This is a genomic window from Pseudoalteromonas sp. BSi20495, assembly GCF_000241185.1.
In the GTDB taxonomy this organism is placed as follows: domain Bacteria; phylum Pseudomonadota; class Gammaproteobacteria; order Enterobacterales; family Alteromonadaceae; genus Pseudoalteromonas; species Pseudoalteromonas fuliginea.
Genome location: NZ_BADY01000080.1, coordinates 26,798 through 43,240, shown reverse-complemented (window position 1 = coordinate 43,240; position 16,443 = coordinate 26,798). Strand labels below are relative to the sequence as shown.

The 16,443-nt window shown below is 38.0% G+C and carries 12 protein-coding genes; 6 read left to right on the top strand and 6 right to left on the bottom strand.

Features of this window, described 5'->3' with window-relative positions; translation table 11 throughout:
• Positions 1-43 precede the first annotated feature (43 nt).
• A complete protein-coding gene (locus P20495_RS08975) occupies positions 44-1,879 on the top strand; it encodes a DUF885 family protein (RefSeq protein ID WP_007376529.1) in 1,836 nt (611 codons plus the stop codon).
• A gap of 89 nt (positions 1,880-1,968) precedes the next feature.
• Entirely contained in the window at positions 1,969-2,637 is a 669-nt protein-coding gene (locus P20495_RS08980) for a hypothetical protein (RefSeq protein WP_007376530.1), read from the top strand.
• Here the strand turns inward: P20495_RS08980 and P20495_RS08985 are convergent.
• The gene (locus P20495_RS08985) at positions 2,634-3,350 is read right to left on the bottom strand and encodes an SIMPL domain-containing protein (RefSeq protein ID WP_008136619.1); all 717 of its coding nucleotides are present in this window, start codon (positions 3,348-3,350) and stop codon (positions 2,634-2,636) included. The genes P20495_RS08980 and P20495_RS08985 overlap by 4 nt on opposite strands.
• 114 nt (positions 3,351-3,464) lie before the next feature.
• Here P20495_RS08985 and P20495_RS08990 point away from each other — a divergent pair, with 114 nt between their 5' ends.
• A complete protein-coding gene (locus tag P20495_RS08990; RefSeq protein ID WP_008136618.1) occupies positions 3,465-6,134 on the top strand; it encodes a bifunctional acetate--CoA ligase family protein/GNAT family N-acetyltransferase in 2,670 nt (889 codons plus the stop codon).
• Positions 6,134-7,087: an ion transporter gene (locus P20495_RS08995; RefSeq protein ID WP_033015870.1), complete on the top strand. Its 954-nt coding sequence runs from the start codon at positions 6,134-6,136 to the stop codon at positions 7,085-7,087. Before P20495_RS08990 ends, P20495_RS08995 begins: the two co-directional genes overlap by 1 nt.
• Before the next feature lie 15 nt (positions 7,088-7,102).
• On the opposite strand, the gene P20495_RS09000 is transcribed toward P20495_RS08995, so the two are convergent.
• The 5 genes from P20495_RS09000 to P20495_RS09020 all read right to left on the bottom strand — a co-directional run bounded on the left by P20495_RS09000 (position 7,103) and on the right by P20495_RS09020 (position 14,328).
• Positions 7,103-11,605 (bottom strand): EAL domain-containing protein, encoded by a 4,503-nt coding sequence (locus P20495_RS09000; RefSeq protein ID WP_007376534.1) that lies wholly within the window; start codon positions 11,603-11,605, stop codon positions 7,103-7,105.
• Positions 11,606-11,627: 22 nt separating this feature from the next.
• Positions 11,628-12,029 (bottom strand): GNAT family N-acetyltransferase, encoded by a 402-nt coding sequence (locus P20495_RS09005; protein WP_007376535.1) that lies wholly within the window; start codon positions 12,027-12,029, stop codon positions 11,628-11,630.
• 2 nt (positions 12,030-12,031) lie between these two features.
• Complete coding sequence (locus P20495_RS09010; protein ID WP_008136617.1) at positions 12,032-12,235, bottom strand: DUF3283 family protein; 204 nt, start codon at positions 12,233-12,235, stop codon at positions 12,032-12,034.
• A gap of 443 nt (positions 12,236-12,678) precedes the next feature.
• Positions 12,679-12,924: a DUF1289 domain-containing protein gene (locus tag P20495_RS09015; RefSeq protein WP_007376537.1), complete on the bottom strand. Its 246-nt coding sequence runs from the start codon at positions 12,922-12,924 to the stop codon at positions 12,679-12,681.
• A 270-nt stretch (positions 12,925-13,194) separates the two neighbouring features.
• Complete coding sequence (locus P20495_RS09020; RefSeq protein ID WP_033015877.1) at positions 13,195-14,328, bottom strand: 1-acyl-sn-glycerol-3-phosphate acyltransferase; 1,134 nt, start codon at positions 14,326-14,328, stop codon at positions 13,195-13,197.
• 388 nt (positions 14,329-14,716) lie between these two features.
• Here P20495_RS09020 and P20495_RS09025 point away from each other — a divergent pair, with 388 nt between their 5' ends.
• Together P20495_RS09025 and P20495_RS09030 are read left to right on the top strand one after the other, a co-directional pair.
• Positions 14,717-15,661, top strand: coding sequence for a D-2-hydroxyacid dehydrogenase (locus tag P20495_RS09025; RefSeq protein ID WP_007376539.1), 945 nt, complete (start codon positions 14,717-14,719; stop codon positions 15,659-15,661).
• A 185-nt stretch (positions 15,662-15,846) separates the two neighbouring features.
• Positions 15,847-16,227, top strand: coding sequence for a DUF3192 domain-containing protein (locus P20495_RS09030; protein ID WP_008136613.1), 381 nt, complete (start codon positions 15,847-15,849; stop codon positions 16,225-16,227).
• The last annotated feature ends 216 nt before the right edge of the window (positions 16,228-16,443 follow it).

Below are 16,443 nucleotides of genomic sequence, written 5' to 3'. Positions count from 1 at the left end.
TATAAAACACCCTAATGGGTTTCTAACAACAAAAGGGAAAACAATGCGTAAACTTACTTTTATTGCAGCGGCTGTAAGCGTTGCACTGCTTGCTGGTTGCCAGCAAACAACACAACAATCAACTCCAGCCTCTGTTGCACAAGCAGTTCAATCACAACAAAGTGAAATCGACAAAGCGAATGCATTTTTTGAAGATACATTTAATCGCGATGTAATGAGCAGTCCTGTATATCAAACATATATGGGTATTAAGCAAGATTACGATAAGTGGGACGATGGCAGCGAAGAAAGAAAGCTTAAAGATTTAGCACAAACAAAAGCTGACCTAGTTGCATTAAAAGCAATTAATCGTGATTTATTAGATGATGCAACAAAAGTAAGTTACGACTTAAAAAAACAAGATCTTGAAAGTTCAATTGCCGACTTTAAATGGCGTTACCATAATTACCCTGTGAACCAAATGTTTGGTACGCATTCTATGATCCCTGCGTTTTTAATTAATCAGCACTCAATTAGTAATGCAAAAGAAGCTAAAGACTACATTTCACGTTTAAATGGTGTTACTGAGGTTATTGATCAGCTTATTACTGATTTAAATGTACGTGCAGAAAAAGGTATTATCGCTCCTAAATTTGTGTTCCCGCATGTTATTGATTCAAGTAAAAACATTATTCACGGTGCCCCATTCGAAAAAGGCGATGATTCTACATTGCTTGCTGATTTTAAACGTAAAGTAGCAGTGCTTGAAATTAGCCAAAACGAAAAAGACTCGTTAATCAGCGATGCATCAGATGCATTAAAATCGGCTGTTAAACCATCTTACTCTAAGCTAATTAACTACCTAGCACAGTTAGAAAAACGTGCAGATAACCGTGATGGCGCATGGAAATTACCTGATGGCGAAGCGTTTTATAACAACGCACTTAAGCGCACTACAACTACAGATTTAACGGCTAAAGAAATTCATGCAATTGGCCTGTCTGAAGTAACACGTATTCATGATGAAATGCGTGAAATTAAAGATAAAGTTGGCTTTAAAGGCGACTTAAAAGCCTTTATGCAGTTTATGAAAACTGACAAACAATTTTACTACCCTAATGATGCACAAGGTAAACAACGCTACCTTGATGAAGCTACAGGGCTTATCGATACAATGAAAACACGTTTAGATGAGCTATTCATTGTTAAACCAAAAGCTGATTTAAAAGTAAAAGCAGTTGAAGCATTCCGTGAAAAAGCAGCGGGCAAAGCATTTTACCAACAGCCAGCTCCTGATGGCTCACGCCCAGGTATTTACTACGCGAATCTTTACGATATGGAAGCTATGCCAACGTATCAAATGGAAGCGCTGGCATACCACGAAGGTATTCCGGGTCACCACATGCAAATAGCTATTTCGCAAGAACTAGAAGGCGTGCCTAAGTTTCGTAAATTTGGTGGCTACACTGCGTATATTGAAGGTTGGGGTTTATACTCAGAATTCATTCCTAAAGAAATGGGCATGTATTCAGACCCTTACTCAGATTTTGGTCGCCTTTCAATGGAGCTGTGGCGCGCATGTCGTCTAGTGGTTGATACGGGTATTCACGCAATGAAGTGGACTCGCCAAGAAGGTATTGATTACTACGTAAATAACACGCCTAATGCAACATCTGACGGTGTTAAAATGGTTGAGCGTCACATTGTAATGCCTTCACAAGCAACGGCTTATAAAGTGGGTATGCTTAAGATTTTAGAACTTCGTGAAGACGCTAAAAAGCAACTGGGTGATAAGTTTGATATTCGCCAGTTCCACGACGTTGTCCTTAAAAATGGTCCTGTACCACTTAATGTACTAGAAAACTTTGTTAATGAATGGGTAGCAAGCAAAAAAGCTTAAAACCAATTTAAACAATTGCTTTAAAGATGAAAGGTCGCATTTGCGACCTTTTTTGTTTTATAGTAGCAAAAAAGACTTTGGAAATAATAATGGATTTAAGCATACAACTACTTAACGCACGTATTTCAAAGCATCAGCTAGATGAGCTTGATAACGACTTTAAACAGTTAAGCCCAGCCCAACAGACATTGCAGCTAAATCATTTATATGAAAGCACTCAGCGTATGAGCATTAAATACGACTTTATGCAAAATGTGGCAACGCGTATTTTAACTACCAATGCACCTCCAGCCGCGTTTATAAACCAATTGACAACAACAGATACGTTAACCTTTTTTACCCCAGCACTTAAAGTTAATAAAGGCTTTTTAGCGCAAGACGTGCGGGGCAATAACGCGCTGCATAATGTATTTAAACACGCCGACGATCAAAAATTACCTTTTAATTATGTGCGCTCTTTAATGCTGTTTGAATCTAACGATGATTTAGTAAAAGCGCTTGCCCAGCCAAACGATCGCGGCCTAACACCCGTAGCTTGTTACATTGCGTATGCGAATAAGCCAAGCACGCCGGTTAAACATGAGTTTTCAGCGTTATTAGCACTCATGGAAATAGAGCAAAAACAAAACCCAATGGCTAAACAGCAACTGGCAAATACACTAAAAGGCGCAGGCCTTAACGAAACTAGCATTTTACTTAGTGCTGCTTACTTGCAGCGTTCAACCGCACAGGTGGCGCATTTAATTAGAGCAATTTAGTCATCTAAATAATATTCAACACTAGTAACAACGCGTATTTTTTTGATTTGTGGAGTGTTTGAATCGCGATTACTGATACTAAATTGCCCTTGGCGAGCTGTTTTTATTTTGCCTAATTTTGAATTAGAGTCTTTAGCAAATTTATTAGCGACTTCACGCGCTTTTTCAGTTGCTTCTTGCACCATCGCAGGTTTTACATCATTGAGGCCTGTAAAAATGTATTCAACTTTTGTTTCGTAACTATCCTGCACTATTGCGATATTTTGTTTAGCAAGCTGGCTTACTTTACTCAGCGCGTTTTGTACTTTATCTGGTGCATTTGAATAAACAATAATATTTGAGCGTATTATGTATCTAAACTTTTGATTTTCATTACTGTATTCACGTGATTGTTTATCAATAACTGACTGGCTACCTATAGTTATTTCATCGTCGTCAAAACCATGGAGTTTTAAAAAAGCAGTTACCGCATCATTTTTTTTCTCAACTCGGCTGACTAATTTTTCAAGATCATTGTCGGCATCACTAAATTGCAGAGGCCAAATTACCGTATCGGCGATTACTTCTCGCTCGGCCAATCCCTTAACCTGCACAGTACGTTCCATCTCTTTTACACCCAGAGCGGTACTTTTTAAAATAAACCCTAAGCTAATTAGGCCTATACTTAAACAAATAGCCGCTATAACAATGTAAAAACCGAGGGTTTTATTCACAATAATCTCCTTGATTGATATAAATAATAAGCATCGATACGCTCGAAATAACACAGTAAACAGGGTACATTGAGACTATAAATAACGCAAAATTTAATCAGCCTAGGAAAAACCATGAGCCTTAAGCGTATAACCCAATTTTTTAACCCAAGCTCAGTGGCCGTTATTGGCGCCTCTAACGTATCAACTCGGGCTGGTTTTGTGGTTATGCGCAACTTACTTCAAGGCGGTTTTAAAGGGCCGATAATGCCCGTTACTCCAAGCCATAGCGCAGTACATGGCGTACTTGCTTACCCCTCTATTGCTGACTTACCAAAAGTACCCGACCTTGCTGTTATTTGTACTAACAAAAATACCTTAATTGATATTATTGAGCAGCTTGGAGAGCTTGGCTGCAAAACGGCTATTGTTATTGCCGATGGGCTATCTGGGGAACAAAAAAGCGCGCTTAAAGCATGCGCTCAAGCCAAACAAGTTACTTTGCTTGGACCCAATTGCTTAGGCTTGCTGATCCCTCATATTGGTTTAAATGCGAGCTTTTCACATACCGTGGCAAGCCCAGGTAAAATTGCATTTGTATCGCAATCAGCAGCAGTATGCTCAACCATTTTAGATTGGGCTAAAAACAAAGAAATTGGCTTTTCATATTTTGTATCAGTAGGCGATTGCCTTGATATAAACTTTAATGAACTACTCGACTTTTTAGGTCGTGATGCTAAAACCAGAGCTATTTTACTCTACATAGATAACATTGAAGATATTCGTGGCTTTATATCAGCAGCAAGGGCCGCCGCCTTTAGTAAGCCTGTAATTGCGATTAAAACAGGTAAAACAACTGCGGGCGCACTTGCAGCCGAAATTCACACCGGCGCAAAGCAAAGCTCTGATGCTGTTTACGATGCGTTATTTCAACGAGCGGGTATGCTGCGTGTAAATGATTTACGAGAGCTATTTGCAGCGACACAAACACTCGCCATGCATCCAAAATTATTAAAAGTAGAACAACTGACAATTTTAACTAATGGTGGTGGCCCAGGTGTTATGGCCGTTGATGAACTTATTCAAAGTTCCGGTAAATTAGCAGAACTAAGCATTGAAACCCGAAATGCGCTAAATAAAGTCATTCCGCAATCAGAAACCACCTCAAACCCTGTGGATATTTTTGGCGACTCTGCACCTGCGCGTTATAAGCAAGCATTAGAAATTTTACTGCACGCAAAAGAAGTTAAAAACTTACTGATTATCCATACTCCCTCAGCGCTTGCGCCCAGCGAAGACTACGCCAACATTATTGTAGAAACCTTACAAACATTACCCAAAATGGCGCGCCCTTACGTTATAACTAACTTTATGGGTGAAGACGCATCTTACGCCGCCAGAAAAGTGTGCTCAAACAACGCAATACCCACTTATAGAACACCAGAGGGTTCTGTAGGCGCGTTTATGCACTTGGTAACGTATCGCCGTAACCAAAAGCATTTAACGCAAACACCTGAGTCGAACACTGATGACGCTAAAATAAATAAAGTGGCCGCTAAAGCGCTTATTAATGAGTTTTTAGATGACGGACAAAGCTACTTACCTACTCATCAGGCAAGCCAAATATTAAACCACTATGGTATTAAATGCATTCAAACTGAGGTCGCTTACACCCCAACAGAAGCCAAAGAGCAAGCCATTGAGCTTGGTTTTCCAGTCGCGTTAAAACTTATTAGTCCAAGTATTGCCTCGAAGTCTGAAGTCGGTGGTGTGGTGCTTAACTTAAACGACGCCAACGAGGTTGAACAAACTGCTTTTGCGATGCTTATCCGTATTAAAAACACGTATCCGGATGCTGTTATTGAGGGGTTTTCATTACAAAAAATGGCGCCGCGAGCAGGGGCAAATGAGCTGCGAATTGCGATTAAAACAGAGCCTAATTTTGGCCCAGTTATATTATTAGGTGAAGCAGGAACCGGCCTTGAATATGCACAAGCCGCCGTTGCACTGCCTCCACTAAATATGAACTTGGCAAAGTATTTAATTGCTGCAGCGCACGACAAAGGCGTATTAAAGGAGCGCATACTCCCCGAAAAAGTTGATAAGTATCGTTTGTGTGCACTGCTAACGCGTATTTCTCAGTTAGTTATTGATCAACCTGACATTAGCTCAATGGAACTAAATCCTATTCTTGCCAGTAATGGGCAGTTTTTAGTGCTCGATGCCACTATGACACTTAATCGCTATCAAGCTCAGAGCAATCGTAAGCGGTTATCTATTCGTCCCTACCCTATTGAGCTTGTTGAAGTGGTAACACTTAAGAATAACACCCAAGCTACGCTCAGACCGATAAAACCAGAAGATGAACAAGCTCATAAAGTATTTGACGAGTCACTTAATAAAGAAGACAGATATAAACGCTTTTTTGGCGAGCTTCCACAGTTTAACCACGATCAACTCGCTAAAATGACCCAAATTGATTACGACCGTGAAATGGCGTTTATTGTTTGCCAACGCTTTGAAGGTAAAACCCGCACTTTGGGTGTATCTCGCGTCATTATGGATCCCGATAACCTACATGCTGAATTTGCTATTGTAGTACGCTCAGACTGCCAAGGCTTAGGGCTTGGTCGTATACTAATGAGCGCTGCAATTAATCACTGCAAACGCCAAAGTGTGGAGTCGATTGAAGGCATAACCTTACCTGAGAATACAGGGATGATTGAGCTTGCCCGTAAGCTAGGTTTTAAAATTAGCCGCGACTTTGAAGAGGGCAGTATTAACATGGTACTCAAACTTACATAATGAATAATTCGCAGACTTTAAGACAAAAATTGGCTTGCCTGTTTGAAGGCACAGGCCAGTACCGCCGAGCAGGGCATATTCTTGATATTGCACTCATTAGCTTAATAATGATCAACGTTGTAGCCATTGTTATTGAATCAATCCCAAGTGTGGTAGAGCAGTATTACAACGAATTCTTAGTTTTAGAAATTGTCTCAGTCGCTATTTTTGCTATTGAGTACTTAGCCAGACTTTGGGCTTGCGTAGATAAAACACAATATGCTGCAATAAAAGGATCTAATACCAAACGTCGGCTTAGTTATTTTTTCTCCCCTTTGGCAATTGTTGATTTAATCGCGATTTTGCCGAGCTTAATGATGTTTTTATTTCCTCTCGATTTACGTTTTTTACGTGTGCTTCGACTATTAAGAGTGTTTAAACTCACACGCTACTCACGCGCCATGCAGCTACTTTTAAAAGCCTTTAACGATGAAGGTAGTTCACTAATGGCTGCTTTTTTTATTATGGCAGTGGTGCTTATTTTGGCTTCATGCGGAATTTACTTAATTGAGCACGACATACAACCCGATAAATTTGGCTCGATTCCCGCTGCTATGTGGTGGGCAATGGCAACATTAACAACCGTTGGTTATGGCGATGTAGTACCTATAACGCCATTAGGTAAGTTTTTCGGCGGGGTTATCACACTACTGAGCATGGGAATGGTTGCTATACCTACCGGTTTACTCGCGTCTAGTTTTTCAGAACAAATACGTAAACGCCGCCAGTTTTTTGAAGATGCCGTACATGAACAAATTCAAAATGGTACTCTTAATGATACTCAACAAGAACACCTAGAAGAGCTACGCTATAAGTTAGGCTTGAGTAAACTAGAAGCTAATAAGGCTATTAAAACACAGTTAAATGAGCACAATGGCCATTTATTTTGCAGGCACTGCGGTAAAAGGCCTTAAATAAGTACAATATTATCAATTGAACATATCACTCCAATCGCGATTAATAAGTGGTAGTACTTCGTTATTTGGTACAGGTTTACTAAATAAGTAGCCTTGGAAATGCCTACATCCTCTTTCTTTTAAAAAGGCGAGCTGATGTGAGCTTTCAACCCCCTCTGCTACACATTCTTTACCTAAACTGTGTGCAAGGGCAAGTATTGATTGAATAATGGCTTCGTCGTCAGAATCTATGCCTATGTCTTGTACAAAGCTCTTATCAATTTTTAGTACGTCGATAGGAAAACGTTTTAGATAAGTCAATGAAGCATAACCAGTACCGAAATCATCCATATAAAGCTTGCAGCCCAAACTTTTAAGCATCTCCATGCTGTGCAATGCTTGTTTTGAATCACGCATAAGTATCGACTCGGTAATTTCAAATACAATCGCGTCTGACGGTATATTGGCATTACTTAGCGCTTTTCTGATCTCTGGCACTAACTCTATAAACTCAAAATCAAGTGCCGATAAATTTATTGATAAATAAAGCTTCGGCGATACCTTACGCCACTCTTTCAAATCCTCTAAAGCACGTGCCAATGTTTGCAGCATTATCTTTGTTATTAAACCAATGCCTTCAGCCGCTAAAGAAAATTCTTGAGTTTGGATAAGATTATTTTCAGGCCAGCGTAATAACACTTCAAACCCTTCTGTAATATAAGTTTTTGCGTTAACAATGGGTTGGTAATAATTACAAAATTCATGTTCTTGATAAGCTTTAGTAAGTTGTGACTCCAGGTGAAGTGTTTTTTGTACATGCTGATTCATTTCTTGTTTATAGAATTGATAGCTACTTTCAAGTGAATCTTTAGCATGGTAAAGCGCAATGTTAGCCGCTTTTAATAATGTAGCGCTTTCTTTTGCATCATCAGGAGATATAGCAACACCAATACTTAAATTAATATTAACGACCTGTCCGCTAACACTAATATTTTGGTTTACGCAATCCATTAGTTTTACGCATATAAGTAAAACCTCTTCTATTTTATGAACATCCTCTACGAGCGCAACAAATTCATCACCACTAAAACGTGCGACACTATCTGATGGGCGTAATGCACATTTTAATCTCTCTGCGACTTTTTTAATTAATTCATCACCCGCTTCGTGCCCTAAGGAATCATTAAAGTACTTAAAGCGCTTAATATTTATGTATAACAGTGCAACTTTACAGCTGTGCTTTTTTGCTTGTTCTAACGCATGCCCAACACGATCGTTAAACAACGTACGGTTTGGTAATCCCGTTAATACATCGTAATTAGCGAGCAAATGAAGTTCATTTTCAGCTGATTTTTGAGCACTTATATCCGTTAATATAACAACATAACTATTTAATCGTTGCTCGTTATCGGCCACCGCACTTATTTTCACTAATACATAATGAGACTCACCATTTGCGAGCACTACAGTATCTTCGCAAGTGAAATGCTCGCCAACTAATAGTTTTTGTATAATCCGTAAATAGCCAAAACGATTGCTGCGTGAAATTCCTAAATTTAGAGAGCGACTAGAAAGCGACTCAGCAGAGAAGTTAAAGGCTGTTTGAAGTGATTTATTTGAGGCACGGATATTAAAGTTTTTATCGAGTATAAGCACCCAATCACGGGTTTGCTCAAATGCTGCGGTAAACAGCAATGCATGCTCTTCAAATACCATCTCACGGGTCATATTAGTGTAGGTCCCCGCCACTTTTTGCGGGTTTTTTTCGTCCCACTCTACAACTTTGCCAAAATCTTTATACCACCGCCAATAGCCTTTTGCGTGGCGCAGGCGGTAGGTACAGTTAAAGTAACCTTTATCAGTAGATAAAAATTCTAACCATTCTAAGCGAAATAATTGTTTATCTTGCGGGTGAATTTTAGCTAAATAATCATCCAAACTCACTGTTTCATTATCGTAGCCAAGTTCATTTTTTAACCGAGGCTGATAAATGGAGGGGTTACTTGACTGCCAATCCCATACCCCAGATTCACTGCCTTCCAACGCTATTTTTAAGCGGGCTTCACTTTCTTTGCTCTCTTTATTTGCTGCTAATAGAATCCGTTGAATTTTATTGCGTCGCATCACCCACATTGTTACAAATGCAACGAGTAACATTGCATATAGCACCATAAAATAAGGCGCTCGCCAAAGCGGGTATTTTACTCTTATTTTTAAAGTTGCAGGTGCTGTGTATTTGCCTGTAAGTGGATCTTTCGCCCACACTTTTAATTGGTAGTTACCCGGATTAAGTTTAGGGAATAAAACGCGATTATTATTGCGAGTATACGTTTTCTGGCCATTGCCTAATTGATACTCATAAATAATACGCTCTTGATTACTAAATGCCATAGCAGAAAAAGCAACTTCAAGTCCTATGTCATCATGGTTCAGAATAACTTCATTTAGTGGCTGCTTTAAATCAAACGATAAATCACGCGACATCAAATTGACTCGTGTAATATTGACATGATCAATTAGCACCTGAGTATTTTTATTTTCCATTGGCTGGAAATAGGTGAGACCTTTTAAGCCACCATATGCAATACGGCCATCTTTTAGGCGTGCCATTGCGTTGCTATTAAATTCAGCCGAAAGCAGCCCTTCAGATACAGTAAATTGTTGAAAATGTAATGTTTTTGGGTTTAACCGCCAGATACCTTTGTGGCTACTCATCCAAATCATGCCGTCATCATCTAGCACCATGTCATAGAGTAAAGTGCCCAATTTATTTTTTTCCAAATCAATTGTATGTACTAGCTGATAAGTTAAAGCATCAAGTCCTATTAGGCCAAAATTAGACAATGATATCCATAAAATATTGTTGTTATCTATAACATACGACAACACACTAATAGCAACATTTTCATGCTGTTTGGGTACTTTATAAATCATTTTCAATGCAAAATTTTCAGGGTTTACTTGATATAAAATTCCCGCATTAAAAAACAATGGTGAATCGGGTTTACTAGAAAGTGGTGGTAAAAAACCATGGGCTAGGAAAGGTTGAAATTGTGCAAATTCACCACCTAAACGAGTCACTATTTGCGTATCAATGTTATAAATAAACACGCCATGATCTGAGTGCACATAATATAAATCGCCATTTGGCATAAGTGTAACACCATGCACCCAGCCTTTTATTTTATCTTGGTTAGCAGGATTTTTTGTTATTGGTTTACTAACATCATGTGTAATTGGGTCAAAAACAAACAGCCCTCGGTTACTGTAAAGCCACAATTTATTTTTATAAGGCATTATTTCATAAACAGTAAATTCGGTTGTTAGTAAATCTACTTTATAGTCTTTTAAATAGACCTTTCCTGTATTGGCTTTTAAATCGACCTCGGTTATGCCATTGTGCGTGGCTAACCATAATTTATCATTGTATTCGGTAATGCCCCACACCGAATGATGCGACAATCCATCACCACCTAATAAACTGCCATCAACATTGCTAAAATTATAATTATCGTTTGATAAATAAAATGCGCCGTCTGTTTTGGTCGCCACCCATGTGCCGCCTGATTTATCTTTTACCATATCAATAATACTAGTATCAGCAAGCGTATATTTACTTTGCGTTATACGCGTATTTTTAATCAATTCACCACTGGTTAAGTCAAACTTAAACAATCCTTTATCTGTAGCTAAATCTACTTTTCCATGGGCGTTAACAATTTGCCAAATATTTAAATCTGCCAACAAAGCCTTATTTTTAAATGGTAGGTCGGGGCGCTCAAACATCTCCGATAAATTAGTGATATCTACTTGATACAACCCCTTTACAGCACCAACGAGAAGTTGATTACTTTCGTCTAAAGCGAACGCCTTCACATTATTTTGGTAAATATGTTCAGGCTCGCCCTTTAAATGCTGTAGTGGACGTATTTGTTCCGTTGCGATATCAAATACATAAGCACCGTGGCTAGTGCCAATAAAAATATAGCCATTGTAGTGAAAAAGCTCCCTAACTAAAGTGTTCTTATATTCATGTGAAAGCTCAAAAATAGAAGTTACTATGCCACTTTCAATGTCTAACTTTGCAAAGTCTCTACCTCGTCCAATCCACAGTGTTTTTTCATCAATCGCTAGCATGCTAAAAGCAGACTCGTTAATAATTTGTTCTTCGCTAGTGGGTTTTTCTAGAAATTGTTTGTATGAGTTAGTTGCAGGGTCGTACCTAAACAAGCCCGCAAGCAATGATGCAATCCAAATATGGCCTTGAGGGTCTTGGTAAATACGGTCAATAATAGCTTCTTCTAATTCGCCATTAGGGCCATTAATAGGAATAACCTGATAACCATCATAGCGATTCAATCCCGCTTCTGTCGAAAGCCATAAGTAACCGCTATTATCAATAAGCATAGTGTTAACGTAGCTCTGTGACAAACCTTCGTTTGGAGATAAACGCTTCACTTGTGCGCCTACTTGAGAGCTTAAAATAGCAGTAAAAGCTATTAAACTACATATGATCCAGTTAACACATCTGCTCATGCTTATTCCATATTATTTGATGCTATGGGTATTTTAAGGCGACTACATTGCGGTGTTTGTAAGTATCGAAAAGTACTTGTAAAGCAAGAGTATATGTTAACACTTGGTTAAAACCAATAGTACGGTATAAATCAACTAGTGTTTTGTAGGCAAAGGTATAAACAACTTTATTTTGCTTCTCTAGGAGTGTTGTTATTAATAGCTTTGCTAAACCTTTAGATCTATGCTGAGGAGCGACAAAAACGGTCGACAAAAATAAAAATTCGGCTTTATGTTGTAAGCGGCACGCAGCAACAATATCTGTTTTATTATAAATAACCCAAAGTTGATCTTGCTTATTAGCACGCCCCCTTACGCTGTATTGCTTATAAAATTTATTAACAAGTGGACTTTTAACTTGTTCTAATATTTCAACCTTATACATACCTAACTTAGCATCATTGACAAATACTGTTCAAATTGCTGTTTTAAAAACATTTGCTCAGCAATCGGACGGCTATGAATAGTGTTATACACTTGTTCACGCGTTTTTTTATTGCGTTTAATTTGATACGCCCAAAATGACGCTTCATAATCGAGCTGAATTTGGTATTTTTCTTCACGTGGTAACAGACATAAGTTAAAGCTCATAGTATTTCCTAATTCATTCCAATAAATTACCAGCTTAAATAGCAATAATGCTATAAACCAACCAATAAGGTGGCCATATTGCATTATACGCCGCGTATTTTATTTACTTCTGTAGTAATTTAAAATAGCAGCCACAACATTTTAGCATCTTATTATTGTTGATTAATTTATTTTTATCCCGTCGTATTTTAACAACCGTTTTGTGTGTTCCAAGAACACAATTGGCACATAGAAAAGCAAGCTTTAGATGGAATTAGTTATGAGGTATCGATTATAGATTAATAGTCGTAACAGTAGCTTTGTGGCCGTAAATAGTACTTTAGTGACTGGCTAATTAATCGAAGCTTTGGATAATAAATCTATCCCAAGCAGCTATTTTCAGCGCTAAATTATTCAAATTCTATGCAGCACTGGCATTATATGTGCCAAAAGGCAGATAAGAATTAAAAATCAAATCCTTGCTGTTCGGTTTTACTATTTAACGCTGAATTTTTTTGATCTTTTTGCAGGTAACGTTTGTAGCGTTGTTGACATAAACTAAGCACTTTCTTTTTTTGGGCATTACTTAGTGAGTTCCAAGTAAAACGCTCATCGCGACTGCGGTAGCATCCCTTGCAATACCCTCTATTATTCACTAGACAAATACTTTTGCAAGGGCTTGGAATATCAAATATTTCAATTTGTTGCATTGTATTAATACCACTTAAGAAGGTCAGACTTTTAGTATAGCGTTTTTTTTTAAGCAAAAAAAAAGTGACAAATAAACAGTCACTTTTCAAAGGTTATTAAACTCACATGTGACCTTTCAGCATAAAAGTTCTATTTAGACGCAATTGAATCACGGCGCGAGGTCTGCAACCTCGTGGGCAAAGTAAATACAGGGCAACAAAGAGTAAGTCGCCCAAGAGCGAGCTCAAAGGGCAGCGTATGTTTAATCTAAAAAGGTAAGCAGACCCCGCTTAGTGCTCACAACTTTTAATATTAATCTCACTCTTACGATGAAAAGGCTTAGCGTACATTGCAAGTACAAGCGGTTTAAGCTCTTCAGGTACATTAGCCATTCGCTGTTCGAAGGTGGCTGTATCTGGTGAGTCAATTACTGCTTTTTTACAGCCACCAGCAATATAATTTCCGGGGTGTAAATAAAATGAATCCACTATTTGCTGATCAATCGTTTTTGCCAACGCTTCTGCGCTATCACAATTGGATTCAATAGGCCGTCCAAACGCTAAATGAACATGTCCCTTGGCGGTACTAAAGCCTTCGACAATACTGGCAATATCTTCACCAGCAGACTTAATATATTCACCGTGGAGTTGCTTATGATATAACTCTTTAGCTTTAGAAATAGCACACGGCTCGTATTGATAAGATATAGAAACAGGGACTATTTTTAACTCTTTTATATAATCACCAAATTCTTTCTTTTGCTTGCGCCCATTAAGTTGCAGCATTTTTAGAAGCGCAGGATCCGTTTGATCAAATCCATCTTTCGCACGCCCCTCTTTTTGTGCAATCCAAATTGAATTACCACTCATCAACGAATCATAAATATAGGATGAAAGTTGAGTAAGTGCTTTTAGCATTTCTTTAGGTGCTTTAGCTGAGCGCTTAACTATAAAGCTTTTATTTAAGCGCATAAGTTCAGTGATATAAGGTATTTGTAATAAATTATCGCCAATGGCAATACGCACTGTTTTCATTTTGTGTTGAAACAAACCCCAATTGACTAATGCTGGATCCAGTACTATGTCGCGATGGTTAGAGATAAATAAATAAGCTTGTTTAGGGTCTAATTCATCGAGACCTGAAAAAGTAACTTTTGACGTGGTGCGTTTTACTAGCTTATCAAGGTATTGTGCAACCTCGTTCTGTACGTCTTCAACAGTTTTTACCTGCCCCCATTTTTTACGCAGCTGGCTTCTTACCAGTGGACGTGCAATAAAAGGCACTGCCGATAAAAAACGCGGTAAGTTGTATTTTGCTATTACATCAATAAACGCATTATCGTTGATTAAACGCGTAAGCGAAGCCGCAACTTCGTCGTCGTTGTATGGGCGTATATCTGCGTATTTATCTTCTAATTCACTCATTACTACATCTACAATGTTAAAAAACGGCACGCTAAAGCGCACCGTTTATGTCTATATCCGATTATAACTCAGCCAATCTAAAATGCGAAATAACCAAAAAACGATTTTTTATTTTAGCAACTTGCTTTAAAGCCGAGTTTAATTACCTTCTATGACCATAGGCTTGCTTATAAGTGCAAAAAAACTGATCAGTCTAGCAAAATACCATGTTCTCAATCTGTTAGTGGGCTGACCACTACTACATAGCCCTCTAATCATTTGGTAGTAATACCATTAACAAAGCCTTTCTTTCGTAGTACCTTAAGCCCATATTTTAGATTTTTGATGGATCGTAAGCCTCTTTTTTACGATTTTAACTCTTTCAGATCCACTTATTTTAGGGCTCATAATGAACATTACTATTCTTGATAACGCTACATTAGCTAAAACATCTCTTACTTGTATTGAACAACTTGGTAAATTAACGACTTATGAACTTACTAGCCCAGAGCAAGTTATTGAACATTGCCAAGATGCTGATGTATTAATCACTAATAAAGCAGTTTTAAATCGCGACACGATTAGTCAACTGACTCAGCTTAAACTAATCTGCGTTAGCGCAACTGGTACTAATAATGTTGATTTAGAAGCCGCTAAAGAATTTGGTATTGCCGTAACTAATGTAGCTGGCTATTCAACACCTTCTGTTGTTCAACATACGTTTTCTTTAATTACTAATTTACTGGGTAACACACACCGCTATCAGGCGGATTGCCAGCAAGGCGCGTGGCAAAAAAGTGACATGTTTTGCATACTCGATTACAGCTTTAACGACCTACAAGGTAAAACATTTGCCATTATAGGCGGTGGTACGTTAGGCAAGGGTGTTGCGAAAGTGGCTGAGGCATTTGGCGCTAATGTTATTGTAGCAGAGCGTAAAGGGGTTAAATGTCGAGATGGTCGTACGCCTTTTGAAGACGCCATTAAAACAGCAGATATAATCAGCGTACACTGCCCGCTAACAGATGAAACACGTGATTTAATTTCGCTTAATGAGCTTAAAATGATGAAGCCAAGTAGCATTATTATTAATACCGCACGTGGTGGCATTATTAACGAAGCCGACCTAGCTAAAGCACTTGAGCAAAACCTAATTGCAGGCGCAGGTGTTGATGTACTAACTAAAGAGCCTGCCGAGCTTTCAAATCCACTTGCTAATTACAAAGGCAATAATTTATTACTCACTCCACACATTGCATGGGCAAGTACTGAATCTATCGTACGCTTAATTAATGAAGTAAGTTTAAATATTACTGCATTTAATAATGGTGAATCACGTAACCGCTTGGTGTAGTGATTTTATTGTAGTAATCAAAAAAACTAAAAAATGGCTGTTTTTACTAACACATTTAATATTTTGCTAGATAAAAACAGCCAAGACAACTTAAGACAATGATTAATAACAACTTATAATTATGGTATACCCTTTGCTTTAATACAGCTAATAACAAATTAAAAACTTTATTAAGGTAAATAAAAATGAAAAAATCACTTTTAGCTGCAGCTTTAATCGCTCCATTTTTAACAGGCTGTGTTATTGCAGTGTCAGATGGCGAAACAGAAACACATTGGGCTGGTAAAAATTCATCTAGTTGGGAAACTAAGAATAAAAATAATCGTGAAGCCATTTCAGAGCTTGCAATGGATAGTAGCTATCAATCCGTGTTAACTAAATTAAAAACACCTGACTTCACTGAATTATTAAAAAAAAGTGATGATGTTTATCAAATACTGTTTTACGTAACGCATAGCCTTCATTCTGACGGAAAAACAACGAAAGATGAATGTACTCCACTGATATTTAAAAATGACAAATTAGTCGGTATGGGCGAAAGTGCTTTGGGAATGATAAATAATTAAAAAAACCGTCACTACATTGTTATTGCCGCCTTTATTGATGGAACTTAGGTTAGGTTATTTGTAGGAGTGTGATACCAATCTGCTTATATATGGGGTCTATTTAACGTTAAGAAAATTACGCTAGAACTAGGCAAAAGTTTTTGTATTTAGGGCGTGTTGTTCTAAATAAAAAATTTTAACGACGTTATAGTGCAATTTAATTCGTTAAATTGATCA